Source organism: Microcoleus sp. PH2017_12_PCY_D_A (genome assembly GCF_020738565.1).
Taxonomy (GTDB): domain Bacteria; phylum Cyanobacteriota; class Cyanobacteriia; order Cyanobacteriales; family Microcoleaceae; genus Microcoleus.
Genome location: NZ_JAEQCI010000079.1, coordinates 1 through 14,092, shown reverse-complemented (window position 1 = coordinate 14,092; position 14,092 = coordinate 1). Strand labels below are relative to the sequence as shown.

At 44.1% G+C, this 14,092-nt stretch carries 8 protein-coding genes and 1 pseudogene; 3 read left to right on the top strand and 6 right to left on the bottom strand.

Translation table 11 applies throughout. The annotated features are described in order from the left end of the window. Nucleotides 1-281: 281 nt before the first annotated feature. Entirely contained in the window at nt 282-488 is a 207-nt protein-coding gene (locus JGK39_RS22040) for a hypothetical protein (protein WP_293259239.1), read from the bottom strand. Between JGK39_RS22040 and JGK39_RS22035 the strand changes: the two genes are divergently transcribed. Then, entirely contained in the window at nt 465-620 is a 156-nt protein-coding gene (locus tag JGK39_RS22035) for a hypothetical protein (RefSeq protein WP_293259236.1), read from the top strand. The genes JGK39_RS22040 and JGK39_RS22035 overlap by 24 nt on opposite strands. On the opposite strand, the gene JGK39_RS33720 is transcribed toward JGK39_RS22035, so the two are convergent. The 4 genes and pseudogenes from JGK39_RS33720 to JGK39_RS22020 form a co-directional block, all read right to left on the bottom strand. Continuing rightward, complete coding sequence (locus tag JGK39_RS33720) at nt 607-4,683, bottom strand: AAA family ATPase (RefSeq protein ID WP_366048938.1); 4,077 nt, start codon at nt 4,681-4,683, stop codon at nt 607-609. The genes JGK39_RS22035 and JGK39_RS33720 overlap by 14 nt on opposite strands. 48 nt (nt 4,684-4,731) lie before the next feature. After that, nucleotides 4,732-5,547, bottom strand: a pseudogene (locus JGK39_RS22030) (sigma-70 family RNA polymerase sigma factor); the annotation flags it as partial. 704 nt (nt 5,548-6,251) lie between these two features. Beyond that, complete coding sequence (locus JGK39_RS22025) at nt 6,252-9,563, bottom strand: helicase-related protein (protein ID WP_293297390.1); 3,312 nt, start codon at nt 9,561-9,563, stop codon at nt 6,252-6,254. Between the two features lie 185 nt (nt 9,564-9,748). Continuing rightward, nucleotides 9,749-11,401, bottom strand: coding sequence for an AarF/ABC1/UbiB kinase family protein (locus JGK39_RS22020; RefSeq protein WP_293259230.1), 1,653 nt, complete (start codon nt 11,399-11,401; stop codon nt 9,749-9,751). A gap of 109 nt (nt 11,402-11,510) precedes the next feature. Here JGK39_RS22020 and JGK39_RS22015 point away from each other — a divergent pair, with 109 nt between their 5' ends. Next, nucleotides 11,511-11,663 (top strand): hypothetical protein, encoded by a 153-nt coding sequence (locus tag JGK39_RS22015; RefSeq protein WP_293297387.1) that lies wholly within the window; start codon nt 11,511-11,513, stop codon nt 11,661-11,663. Between the two features lie 94 nt (nt 11,664-11,757). Continuing rightward, nucleotides 11,758-12,342: a Uma2 family endonuclease gene (locus tag JGK39_RS22010; protein WP_293259224.1), complete on the top strand. Its 585-nt coding sequence runs from the start codon at nt 11,758-11,760 to the stop codon at nt 12,340-12,342. 265 nt (nt 12,343-12,607) lie between these two features. Here JGK39_RS22010 and JGK39_RS22005 read toward each other — a convergent pair whose 3' ends face one another. Further along, complete coding sequence (locus JGK39_RS22005; protein WP_293297384.1) at nt 12,608-13,669, bottom strand: mannose-1-phosphate guanylyltransferase; 1,062 nt, start codon at nt 13,667-13,669, stop codon at nt 12,608-12,610. Nucleotides 13,670-14,092 lie beyond the last annotated feature (423 nt).

The window sequence follows — 14,092 nt, the reverse complement described above, 5'->3', positions numbered from 1 at the left end:
CGCATCGGTGCACAGGGCGCACCCTACTTGGTTAATATTGCTCATTTTTCAATAATACCTAACTTTAATTGTATCTTAAACAGGTTCTATGTAGGGTGCGCAATGCGCATCGGTGCGCATGGCGCACCCTACTGAACCTATCGCAATAGTCCGCCAGGGATTTCAATCTCTGGCGGACTATCGCGACAGGTGCAAGATGTAATTAGTACCACCTAATTTTTCTCAAAAATCTCATCAACCGCCTAGCAAATAGCATCTCGATGCCAATTTCATCGATACAACTATTGCTGTTCTTCGCCAGACTCAGCCTCATCGCCGGGCCGCGCGGTGGCTGCTGGGTTTTCCATTGCTTCGTTATGGAATGGATAACCGGATGTTTCTTGATTTAGGGGGTCAGCGGGCTGGTCGTCAGGGGATGTTATTTGACCGTTGGTGTTGGTGTTGGGTTTTGTGGAAGAGCCTTTATGGCTGGCGTGACCGCTGCTCATCTGTTTTTCCTCAATTTGGTCGATCGAACAATTTCTAGCTTAGACTTAGCTGCTGCGGGCGATCGCCTATCTGAAGTCAGATATCTGCTGAAGTACATCGCACAGCAGAAAGTGCGTATTACTCTGCCATAGATTCGAGCAGACGACCAACTACAGGGTCAATCTGCCAGTAATCCTTACCATCTTGCTTCTGATTTCCTAAATGCGAGACTAGACTGAGGAGATCCGCCCATCTGAGAGTCTGCTTGACAACTTCAGGCGATACATCATCCAGAACCTCAATTAATTCCTCAACCGCGGCTGCTTCTCCCCATTGGGCTAAAGTTCTCATCACCAGTTTTCTTTGAGGTTCGCAACCGTCAAAACCCATTGAATTAATTAATTTGTCAGATTTATTAAATTGCTTCGTCAGTTGGGCCAAGGAATCTTGCCAGCAATGCGGATTAGCTTGAGAAAATTGATAGAATTTTTGCAGCAGGTTTGACCAATTCCCTGTCACTTTCGTAATTTTTTTTCTTACTTCTAGTTCGCTGGGCAAATTAGCATCTTCCAACCAATGTCGCAGGGCGGCATCGTGCCAAGGTTTGAGGCTGAAAAATCTCATATCCTTAAAGGAATCAAAACCTCTGGAACTATAATTAACTAACTGCCAAGCCTTCTGAGGATCTGCGATGAAAACAAGCTGGATAAACGAGTCTTCTTTCCTCAATCTTTTGATTTTCTGAATGGCCTCATCAACCCAATCCTGACTCCAAGGGGTGCTGGCTGACACAACAATAAGTGTCGTAGTATCTTTCTTGCGACGGGTACTAATTTTTTGCAAGCGCTGCTTGAAATTCTCTATATCTGAGAGGTTTTCTAAATAGTAGAATGGGTAAATTTTCTTACTAAATGCTGATTCCAGAAAAAACCACAAATCGTAAATTCCTGCGGCTTGACACCCAAATATAATAGAGACACCGTACTCGCGGAGCAGAAGATATGATTCCTGTTTAACAGTTAAAGGACTGCGCCGGGAATCAGCTTTATTTTTCACGAAAAGAGGAGAACGAAAAGTAGCAGGTTCGTATTCAGGTTGAGGTTCGCGGTGTCTCAGAAGTTCTGCTTCAATTTCTGGCTGCGTACCCATAAGCAAGGCTAAATTAGAACTTCTCAGAGTGAAGTAACCTGGATTGCTTTCTCGTAAAACTCCTAATCCGACCATTTCTTCTAGTAAAGCAAGAATTTCATCTTCCGATGACCTTCCCGCGAATCCGTCAGACCACCAATACAAGACTTGTTCGCAAATCCAAGATACAGAAAACCCATCCTCCATGCCTGTTTCATTCTCCTGAGAACCATCAGCAATCGAGTAGGCAATTACCTCGTAGCGCGGATCGAGTCCCAGTGTCAACTTAAAGCGATCGCGAATATTATTGCGAAGGTCTTGACTTTGATAAGCTTCTTCTACATGGCGAGAAGCGATCGCGTAAGGCGGACTAATTTTAGGATCGAAAGTAGGGACATCTGGGTTAGTGATGTGCTTGAGTAACTGCTCGCAATAAAGTTGAATCAAGCTCGGATAATAGTTAGTCTGCCAAAGAATGCGCGGAATTAAATCTAGCGATTCAAAACGATAGCCAAGACTGGCCAGCGGACGTTCTACCAAAGCTGTTGCGGCTCGCATTTCACCATTATTCAGCAAAGGCCCAATGCAGATCGGCGTGCCAAAGTGAGCTAGGGGATGGTTTGCTTGTCTAGTGGTTCTCAGAACGTTGTGCAATCCGGCAAAGACCACCTTAAAACGTCGGTTAGTTTCCGTCATTAATTTTCTGAGTTCATCACAGCGCGGGAAATCCTCCTTACCATCAGCTTCCAGGAAATTATCTGCCTCATCCAACAACAGCAAAAAGCGCCGCTGCGTGTCGAATTCCAGCCAACTTTTAATCCGCTGCAAACTGCTCTCGCGGACGGAATTGCGCCGGTTAGTATCGGGAATTTGCAATCTATCCAATTCTTCGTTTAGTAGATGCCAAATCTTATCTAACAGTTGCTTGCGCCCAATTTCTTTGATATCCAAAAATAAGGCGTTCCTTCTCATCTCGGTTGCGTGAAAAGTCCGGTGTACATACTTAAGCAAAACCGTTTTACCTAACTGGCGGCCTCCATAAATTAAACAAGAACCTTCTGGATCGATTATAGATTCCCGTTCTCGTACTCGACCGTAAAACATTTCAGGCGGAACTTCTCCTGCTGCGGTTTTATAAGGTTCCAGGAAAGTAAAGGGTAAGGTACAGTCAAACAATACAGGTAAGCGTGTTTTTTGTTCTCCGCAAAGGTAGAGCATCAGCACATCATCTATAACAATGAAAGTGCTCCGACGCTGCCGACACAAATCAGCCAAATCTCGGCGTTTCTTGACGGTCATTCGCCCAAAATGAAAGACGAATACCGGCCCTCCAAGAGCAGTTTCTCCAACCGCATTGAGGAGATCCTGTTCGTTCGGTCTATCCCATACGCAAAGAATGCGGTAATGACCCTTCGCGGCTGAACCATAGGCAGACACAGGACAGCGATTTTGGTCAGATATCGGCTCGGCATTAACGTCAATCCAGGTATATTGTCCTGATTTTTTGAATCTAAGAAATTTTATGTTAAAACCGAGGTTGCTGAGAATTTGATGAGCATCTTTCTCTGTGATTACTTGATGCTTTCCCTTGGCTTTAAACCAAGCGTCGAGCATTTCAGCGGCTTTTTTGGCTTGAGCCCCCTGCGGTATTTGGATTTTGGCGATACTTTTTCCTTTGGAAATATTGGGAATTAGGTCTTGCTTTTTTTGTCGATCGCGATCGCACTCCTCAAGCACTTTTTCGATCGCAGCATACTTATGCCCAAAGAAGTCTTTAAAAGCATCTCTCTTTTCCTCTGGTTCAGCAAGCGATCGCCCCTGTTGCAGCATATTATTATATTCATTAGCCGTCAGGATATCACCTTGCTCCAATACACTGAAAATTCTGGTATAATCAGCCTGATTTTCAACTTCTTTTCCTTGCTTATTTTCCGAATTTTGATGATTTATCTGAGTTGCGGTAGGCGCTTCTGTTGGTGGAATATCTGGGATATTTTCAGTGGTTGGCTGCGCGATCGCATCCTCTGTCAATACCGCGTTCAACTCTGCTGCGGGTGGTGGTTCGACAATAAGCACAGTTTCATATTCCGGCTCATCAACTAAAGAAGTTTCCTCTAAATTATTGTTAGTAAAAACAGCAGGCGAATCTGGTATTGCTTCCGCCTGGATCATCAGTTTTCCTCTGACTGCTGCCATCGCCAGAGTTCTTCCAAATGATTCAGATACGGCATCATGTAAGGAATCCAAACGCTCGTCATCTGCTTCTTCCCATTCTGCAATTAGTGTTAGCAGTTTGCAGAATGGATGATTGCCGTCAGCCAAGAGTTGGGTGTCGGGATGCAAGTCAGACTCGTGGGATTCGGAGATGGCGCGTTGAAGTTCGCGGGCTTTTTCCTGACATTCCAGCAATGACTGAAAATTGCTCTCTACTCGATGGGCGATCGCTAAAATTCGTTCCAAAACCCTCAAAGCAGAGTCGCGGACAAGGGCGATCGCACTTTTTTCCTTTTCCGCCAAATCCACAAGCTCAAGTACAGACTTGATATCTGCTAAAGAACCAATTTCCTCAACTTTCAGCGTTGTCGATACTGCCAAATATTCAGCCACTTCTAGCACCTTGTCGCGAAGCTGAATAAACTTTTTATGGGACTCGTCAAGTTCTTGAATCAGCTTTTGAGATATAGGTATACCAGGGTCTAGCAACTTTCGACTCGCCTCTGACAGCCGTTTCTCTAATTGGGAAAAAACATCTTCTAGTGCGGTGAGTTGTCTGAGTAAGTCTGCTGAATTTTGTTTCATCGGTTTAATCGCTTTATTTAAGTCATTTTCTGTCAGTTCGGCAATGTAGAAATTATGCTCGTTCAAATTTGCATAAGTGAGATTGTTTTCATTTTCATCGGCACTTGACAGGTGAGTCCGAGCCAACTTTGTTTGTTCTATATTTGATTTTTCTATGAAATTGTTAAAAGGAATTAATGGTTCGGTCGTATTAGCTGTTTCAACTATTTTATCACGAACAGGCTCCTGTAAGAAAGTGTCGCGGCTGGGAGACAAGTTTTCTGAGATGTTGAACTGTCTCGGCTGCATCGGTTTGGCGATCGATTTTTTAGTCTGAGTTTCGTAAATTGGTGTAGGGCGAATATATTCTTTTAAAATACTGTTGCGGTTGGGATGGCGCAATCTTAGTAAAGCCTTAGCCTCAATTTGCCGAATCCGTTCGCGGGTAACATCAAATATATTACCGATTTCCTGTAGAGTTTTTTCCCGGCCATCATCCAAGCCGAATCGCATCCGAATAACGTCACGTTGTCGAGGGCCCAGAGTATCTAAAACGCTTTCTAAATCTTCGGAAAACAAATTTTTAGATGCTTGTTCCTCTGGTGTTTCTCCATCGAATTCAATCAACTCTCCCAATGTAGAACCTTCATCCTCACCCATTTTAGTATCTAAGGAAATGATAGATTTAGCCGATTTAATAACAAAGCGCAATTTGGTAATTGTTATCTCCATTTTAGTAGCGATTTCTTCTTCGGTAGGCTTGCGACTGATTTCTTCAGAAAGCTGTTTGGTAGTTTTCTTAATCTGCGAAATAGTTTTATAAACGTGAACTGGTAGGCGGATAGTCCGCGATCGATCGGCAATAGCCCGCGTAATTGCCTGACGAATCCACCAATATGCGTAGGTGGAAAACCTGGTTCCCATCGTGCAATCAAACTTTTCTACAGCCTTGATTAAACCGAGATTTCCCTCCTGAATCAAGTCTAAGAAATCCAGCCCTCGATTTTGATATCTTTTAGCAATTGAGACTACCAGGCGCAAGTTAGACTCTACCATTTTGTCTTTCGCTTTTCGGCTGCCCTCTAATTCTAACTCAGCAATTATACGAGCTAGTTCAATCTCTTCGTCAGCTTTGAGGATGGGAAATCGACCGATTTCTTGCAGGTAAACCCGAAGCGAATCTGGCGGTAGACGCTCTTTTTTAAATTTGATGTTGTCAGGAATAGTTTTATGCCAAGCTTCATGAAATTCGTCAAAGTTGCTAAAGCCATGATTTTCATGCAACTCTGTCAAAAAAATATTGAAGAGCATTCTTAAATGAGAGTTTGTCGCACTGGCGAATGGGATATCTTTAATATGTTTGACTTTTCCTAATACATCTTCAGATTGATTGCGCTTGTGTTGGCGACGGTTGATAATGGATAAAGTGAGAGTTTCTCCATGCTGAAAAAGAACGATCGCGGGAATCGGTAAAATTTTATTAATCTCGCGGATAATCCCGTCAAGTTCTTCTATAGTGTACGCGCTCCTCCGCAGTGCGATCGCGAAAAACAAGTAGGAAGTAAAAAAAGCACTCTCACCGCTGCTAGTATCAAATTCGACAAACTGGTCATTATCTGCAATTTCTGTCCCGGTAAATTGGAAGAGGAAATCAACCGACAGCCATTCCTCTAAGAGAGCTTTTTGAAAGTTGAGCTTTTGATCTATGTCAAATTCGGCAATAAAATTCTCCGAACTATTAGGATAAAACGGAAGAGTTTTATCACTGCGGTATCCAAGAGCAAAGAACAAATTACGGGCGTTATCGGCAAGTTTTCCCTTGGCAAAACCCTTTAAAGCTTGATTAATAGATGCTTTAGCTTGTTGTTCGCTGACGCTCATTTAATCACCAGCCAGGTAATCAGTTCAAAATCCGTTGTTGCTTTAACCTGATGCGCTTGCTCAACCAATACTGCACGGCGGCTAGACAGCAGATTTCCGATGAGCCGCTTGTTGTAAATACCTGCAATTGAATCAACCGCCCGCTTCAGCAAATCGTTATACAAACTCATATCAAATCCGTTGTTAGTTTGTCGATCGAACAAGTTGCACAACTCTTCATAGGGAACAGTACATCCCGCGCACAGCAACCGATATATTTCAAGTATTTGTTTGGGTTGAGCAAAAGTTAATCGCACTTCCTTATTTTCGCGCACATAAACTACAAAATATGGTTGCAGCGGGTTGACGGTTTTATTATCAAGAGAATCGCCTTTCTGTTTGAGGCAAAAAATTACGCCCGGAGCAATGATCGGGTACTCCGAGTTAGTTGGAACTACTGCATAGAGTCCTAAAGGGGCATCTTGGAGTAGTTTGCGGTTGCTCTCAATATATTTCGCTAGTTCCATTCGGAAATCATCGAGAGTGAATTCCGTTAGGGCGACACTTTCGGTGAAATCTTCGAGATCCAGCACCTCGTCTCTCAATCGCAGCAACTGCTTGTCGCGGTATTTCAAATCACTCTCAATCAGTTCTTGAATCTCCTTTACCTCCAGCAGATTATCTTCAAATGTACCAGCCATGTCCGCTAAAGCCATCCGTGCTTCTACTCGATTTTTCAGATTGATGTACTGATCCAAGTCCTCTGTAGGCCAAAAATTAATTAATTGTACGGTATGGTTGGGGCTGCCAATGCGATCGCACCTACCAAACCGCTGGATAATTCGGACTGGGTTCCAGTGGATGTCGTAGTTAATCAGATAATCGCAATCTTGTAAATTTTGCCCTTCTGATATACAATCTGTGGCAATTAATAGGTCAATCTCGCCGTCTTGCCGCATAGATGGAATTTGGGCGCGTTTCTTGGCGAAAGGTGAAAAATTTGTCAGGACGTGATTGAACTCATTTTTGCCAAAGGTAGTCTGATTTTTCGCCGAGCCACCAGTCACCAAAGCTAAGTTAATTTTCAAGTCTAATGTTGCCCATTCCCGCAATCCTTCGTAGAGATAGACTGCTGTATCTGCAAAGGCCGTAAAGACTAAAACCTTGCGATTTGGTTTGCTATGCTTGTTAGTCGTAGGATGCTTGACTTTCTCGGCGATTAGTGCTTTTAACTCGGCCAGCTTGGCATCGCGTTCAACAGAAATGCTTTGGGCAGAATTGTAGATTTTTTTAAGCTGTTTCTTGTCGTTTTTTAGGTCTTTTAACCAGGTTTCGACATCGAGATGCGCCATTTGAAATATCAGCTTTTGACCTACTTGCATGGCATCTTGCAACTCTTCATCGTCGAAGTCTTCAATCATCAAATCGCTGATAATAACTGTCTGGTTAGCATCACGAGATTGCTGGAATTGCTGAAAACTTTGAATTTTGGTCTCTAGATATTCAATTTTGGTAATTGTGCGTTCCATTGTCAGCGCAAAGGAATGGATGGAGCTTTCTAAGCGTTTGAGAAAATTGACTTTCATCATGCCAATTAAACAGCGTTCGCGATCGCTCTGTCTGAAATTTTGCCCTTTTTTATTTTCATACACCGATCGGTATGGCGACAGGACATATTTTGAAGGGTTAAATACCGAGAGTTGATACTTAGAAATTTCGCTGTTAAGCTGTTCGTAGGACATGAACTCACCCTTTAGGTCAATCTCAGGAAATACCGAGATGGGTTTGAGCCGTTCTGGAAAGCCGCCTAATTGGGCGATCGCATCTTTGTAGTATTTTTGAATGTGTTTGCGCGATCGGGCGATCGTAAGTTCGTCAAGCAGTTTGAAGAAAGCAGAACTTAGTTCTTCCAGAAGTTCGCTAGTTTTGCGTTCCCTACTTTTCTTTGCCCACTTGGTAAATTTCCCTTGAGCATCTGCTAGTGTATCTCGCAGACTGGTAATTCCCAGCAATTCCCTAAACGCAGCATCGCGACCTTCTGTTATAAAATAAAGTTGATTCCGCAAATCCTTTAAATCATTGTTAACCGGAGTTGCTGATAAGAGTAACACCTTAGTTTTGACACCGCTCTTGATAATATCATCCATCAGCCTTTCGTAACGACTCTTTCTAATTAGATTGCCAGATTCGTCCCGTTTGCTCTTGATGTTGTTGCGGAAATTGTGGGATTCGTCAATAACTACCAAGTCATAGTTACCCCAATTAATCGTTTCTAAATTAATGTCGCCAGACCAACCGGAATCGCGACTCAAGTCGGTGTGAGACAGGACTGTATAGTTAAAGCGGTCTTTAACCAAAGGATTGAGCTCGCTATTGTTTTGTGCTAGATATACAGTCCAATTATCGCGGAGTTTTTTGGGACAAAGAACCAAAACTTTTTCATTGCGAAGTTCAAAATATTTAATCACCGCGAGAGCTTCAAATGTTTTACCTAAACCAACGCTGTCAGCAATAATACATCCGTTATATCGTCGGATTTTATTGATGGCTGCCTTAACTCCGTCTTTTTGAAATTCAAATAGAGATTTCCAGATTTCTGTATCAAATAGGTGTAGCTGTTCGCTGAGAATATCGCTTTTTTCTAGGTCATCTAGAAAAGTCTCGAAAATATGAAACAGAGTTTTGTAGTAGATAAACTCAGGAGTATTATTCTGGTAAAGTTGCTCTAGATACAGCAGCACGTCTTGTGTGACATCTTCGATGAGTTCGGCATCATTCCAGAGTTCATCAAACCAGGCTTTAAGGTCGCGGGTATCCCGTTTACTATCTACTTCTAAATTGAGTTCAATATTGTTGTTTTTCCTACCTAATCCCAGTCCCCGCATGGTAAAATTAGAACTGCCCATAATAGCATTTTCAGTTCCGTTATGAGCAATGTGATACATTTTGCCGTGCAGTAAATTAGATTGCTTGACCGACCGTATCTGGACTTTTTTTTCAATCCATTCTGCACATTCTTTCGCAACCCGTTTTTGCTGCAACCGATTCTGTAGCTGCAAGCCCTGATCCTCAATTTGGAACGCCTTTTTATCGGTTTTACTGGGGTCAAGGGACTTGATGAAGCGCGGTTCACCAAACAAAAATTTCAAGCTTTTAATACCTAGAAGTTGTTCCTTCAAAGCATCAAAGGCATAAATTGTAAAGTAAGCAGAAACAATGGATAGGGTTGAGTTTTTCTCGACCTTGGCTTTCAAAAAATTGCCCACAGTTCCGCGATGACGGTTGTCTCTAATTGCCGACTTTGGGAGAGAAGAATCATGCTGTGACATAGCCTACCTTTGTTCGCTTGTTGTATTAGGCTATATTCTACTGGTACAACTACAGTCCTGGACGCAAATTTTTTATTTTTACACTATCCATAGTAGTAAGGTGCTCTTCGGCGCACCCTACTTAGGTTCGTAGTAAGGACTTTAGTCCTGAATTTGGAGGGACTGAAGTCCCCACTACGAACCTTTTAACTCCGCAAGCGGCCCGATCGCATAATGCTAATAATCAACCAAAAACCCAAAAAACTCGCCGCGCCAAACAAACCGTTGCTCAAAAAAGATAGCTGAGCAGTTTGCGCGTTAGAAGAAATAATTGCCGCCCCTACAATCAGCGAACCTACGACAATACTAAAAGAAAGTCGGTTCGCAGAATCACCCAAAGTTCGGCGCAGCGGATCGAGTTCTTTTAGGGTCAAGTTCCACTTCAAAGTTTCGGAAGTCACCCGGTCTAAAAGCACTTCCACCTGTCGTGGAGATTGCAAAGATAAGCTTTTCAGATCCAGGGCAGTTCTCAGCAGAGCTTGCACCGGGTCATCTCCTAATAACTGACGCCGAAACATATCGGTCATTAGGGGTTTCACTTGCTCTACAATATTGAATCTGGGATTGAAAGAGCGCGCCAGTCCTTCTAAATTAGCTAGAGTTTTTGCATACAAACCTAGATTGCTGGGCAGCCTAATTTTATTGCGTCTGGTGATTTCCAGCACTTCATAAAATATTTCCGACAAGTTCATTTGCGACAAGCTTACATTGTAATACTTCCGCAGCATTCGAGCCAAATCGTTTTCAAGAATAGCTAAACTTTTAGGTTGAGCAAATTCTGCCATTTGCAATGTTAGTTGAGCGCAGCGCTGGGCGTCTAAATCGACAATTGACAGCAGCATTTCTGTCAAACTCTGCTGGGTGCGCGGGTCTAATCTGCCGACCATGCCGCAGTCGAGCAAAGCTATCCGACCGTCTTTGAGATAAAATAAATTGCCGGGATGCGGGTCGGCGTGAAAGAATCCGTCGATATACAACTGCTGGAAGAAAACGCGGCAAAGCATGGTTGTAATTTCTTCGCGTTCGGCATTGATATCTCCTTTGTGACCAATTCCTTGCAAATCGCCTAACAAAATTGGAACTCCGTTGAGCCATTCCATTACTAAGAGTTTTTTTGTGGTCAACTCCCAGTGAATTTCTGGTAGCACAACTTGTTTGGGGTCAAACCATTTACTTTTAGATAAGTTGGTACGCAGTTCGTCGGTGTAGTTGGCTTCTTGAATGAAGTCTAGTTCTGCGCGCAGGGCGATCGCAAATTCTTCGGCTAGGGCGACAATATCGTATTGTTGACCGAAGTCTGTCAGCATGACAAGTTCTGCTAAGCCTCTGAGCACGGCGATGTCTTGTTCGATGACAATATCGATACCGGGGCGCTGAACTTTTAGGGCGACTTCGCGGCCGTCTTTTAAGGTGGCTTTGTGGGTTTGGGCGATCGACCCTGCTGCGATCGCCTGAGTGTTAAATTTAGCGAAGGTATCTTCGAGAGATTGCGTGAGTTCCTTGCGGACGATAATTTCTACTTCCGACCACGGTACGGGCGGTACTTCCGCTTGTAGGGTGGAGAGGGTTTCGATGTAGGCGGCCGGCAACAAGTCGGGGCGGGTACTCAGCAATTGCCCTAATTTGACAAATACTGGGCCTAATTCGACAAGGATGTTGCGGAGAACTGCGGGAGTTGGGAGACTGGGTGCGTCGGTTTTGCGGCCGGTTAGGAGGCTTTTCATGTAGTCCCAACCGTTGCGGAAGACGACCTCTAGAATTTCTCCTTTGCGAGAAGTGTTTTGAACTAGGCTGAACACGTGGTGGCCTCCGGGTCGATCGGGTTTAAGGGCTATATAACTACTAGGATAGCGCTGTTAACCAAGCTGACCATTGTCTTGAGGAATAACTTTGGTAGAAATAGCGGGAATGGGTGCAATTCCTGCTGGGGATAGCTGCGCCGCGCGTACTTTGGGGTGTGGGGGAGGGCGATGGCGTTCCGCCCCGCAAGCTACGGTTTTTGGCGGTGGTATTAATCCTCATGCTAATATTACAGTTAAACCAGACACGATATTTTTATGATTAAATTTATTGAGTTGAAAAGTTGTGTCAAAAACTTGAATGAGTAAGTTATTACAATCCAAATTCTCAAGGTGTTTCAAACCCAATAAAAAACATGATTGCCATCCAATCTCCTGCAACCTCCATCGAATTATCCATAGATTTAACTGACGAGCAATTTTTTCAGCTTTGTCAGAAGAATCGCGATTATCAATTTGAACGTACAGCATCAGGGGAATTAATTATTATGTCACCAACAGGCAGTGAAACTAGCATACGTAATGCCGATTTAACATCTCAACTTCGAGTCTGGAACCGAGAAACTAAACTGGGAGTTGTATTCGACTCTTCTGGAGGCTTTACACTCCCGAATGGTGCCGATCGCTCTCCTGATGCCTCTTGGGTCAAAAAAGAACGGTGGGATGCTTTAACACCGGAACAAAAAGAAAGTTTTGCTCCTTTATGTCCCGATTTTGTAGTTGAGTTGCGCTCAAAGACTGATTCCTTAAAAAAACTGCAAGAAAAAATGCAGGAATACATAGATAACGGTGCTAAATTGGGTTGGTTAATTGACAGGCAAAATCGGCGGGTTGAAATATATCGCCCCGATCGCAAAGTTGAAATAATCCAAAATCCTGCTACACTCTCAGGGGAAGATGTATTGCCGGGTTTTGTATTGGATTTAGTAGAAATTATGTAATTCTAGAATTATAGATATCGAGTAGGGACACTCCGAGAGCCCAAAGCGTGTCAACTTAAGCCTGAAAGCCTTGATAAATCTCGTTTTTACCATAGTCCAGATCCCCCTAAATTCCCCTGGTTGTAGGGGGGACTTTGAGTACGTTCTTGTCCCCCCCTTAAGAAGGGGGGCTAGGGGGGATCTGGCCTTAATAGTCAAACAACCGTCTCTGACTGGGTTTAACGTTAAGTTGACACCTATGGGCTCTCGGAGTGTCCTCGGTTATTTACAGTAATTCTTTCAATTTGTCATCTTCTCCCAACACCTTAATCACCTGTTTAATCTCCTGAGTTCTATCCTTTTTCACAATCAAAGTCACATTCCCATCTCTGACAACGACGACATCTTCTAAACCGATTGTGACAATTACTTCATTCTCATCCGCCGCATAGAAAATAGCGTCTTTGGTATCAATTCCGATGTGTTTTGCTAACTCGACATTCGGCTTGTCTCCTTGCAGCAAACGACCGATCGCATTCCAATCTCCCAAATCGTCCCAACTAAAGCCCACAGGCAAAACACAGGCCTTTTGCGTCTTCTCCATCAGCGCGTAATCGATGCTAATTTTCGGCAATTCGGAGTAAGCAGCAGCACCTTTGGCTTCCAAAGCTGCCATCATTTCCGGTACATGATTTCGCAATTCTGTCAAGACTGTGCCGACTCGAAATACAAAAATGCCGCCGTTCCAGCTAAACTTGCCGCTGGCTACAAATTCCTCAGCCGTCGTGCGATCGGGCTTTTCGGTAAATCTCGCCACCCGATACGCCGGAAAACCGCCAAAACTGCCGATTTCCTCGCCTTGTTCGATGTAGCCGTAACCAGTAGAAGCATAACTCGGTTTGACTCCCAAAGTGGCGATCGCACTTTCCTTCGCCGCCAAATCCGCCGCCGCCTCCAAAGTCTTGACAAACTCCTCCGGTTCCCCAATCCAGTGATCCGCCGGGAAAAACCCGACAACGGCATCTTCGCCGTAACGCTTGGCAATTTCGATCGCACTCCAAGCCACCGCCGGCGCAGTATCGCGGCCTTCGGGTTCCGCCAGCAAATTCTCAGGAGGTAGTAGCGGCAATTGTTCGCGCACTCCCGCAGCCAGCATTTCCGATGTCACCACCCACAAATCTTCCCAACCGTTACCTAATGTTAATAGTCGATCGGCTGTAGCTTGCAGCAAACTTTTGCCGCTACCGTCGAGACTGAGAAACTGTTTGGGGCGCTGCTTGCGGCTGAGGGGCCAGAAACGTTCGCCTTTACCGCCGGCGAGGATTACGGGAATTAAGGTTCTACTCATGGTTTAAAGTTTAAACAGTTGATGTCTATTTTGCTTTGATATCGGTAGGAACACGGCAATGCCCATTGGTGTCAGCTTAAGCTGCAACCAGCAGTCCGGCAGGGAATTAATTCCCTGCCTCAAAGCTGAAGTCCTCGCTCAGAGGACTGATGAGTTCTTCAGTCCTCTGAGCGAGGACTTTCGCCCGACGCCAGGGAATTAATTCCCTGGCGGTCTTTCGGGCTAAGCTGACAAAAATGGGCAATGCCGTGTCCTTGCCCGTAACTTAATTTCTAATTCTACCTTCTATCTTCCACCTGTCACTTTGTCAATCCAACTAGCATAAAACCCACATTCCGCAGATATTCGATCGGATTTAATTTCAAAAGAATTCAGAATTCTCAAAACCTCAAATAATTGCTCTGCAATCATTTGAGGCTTTTT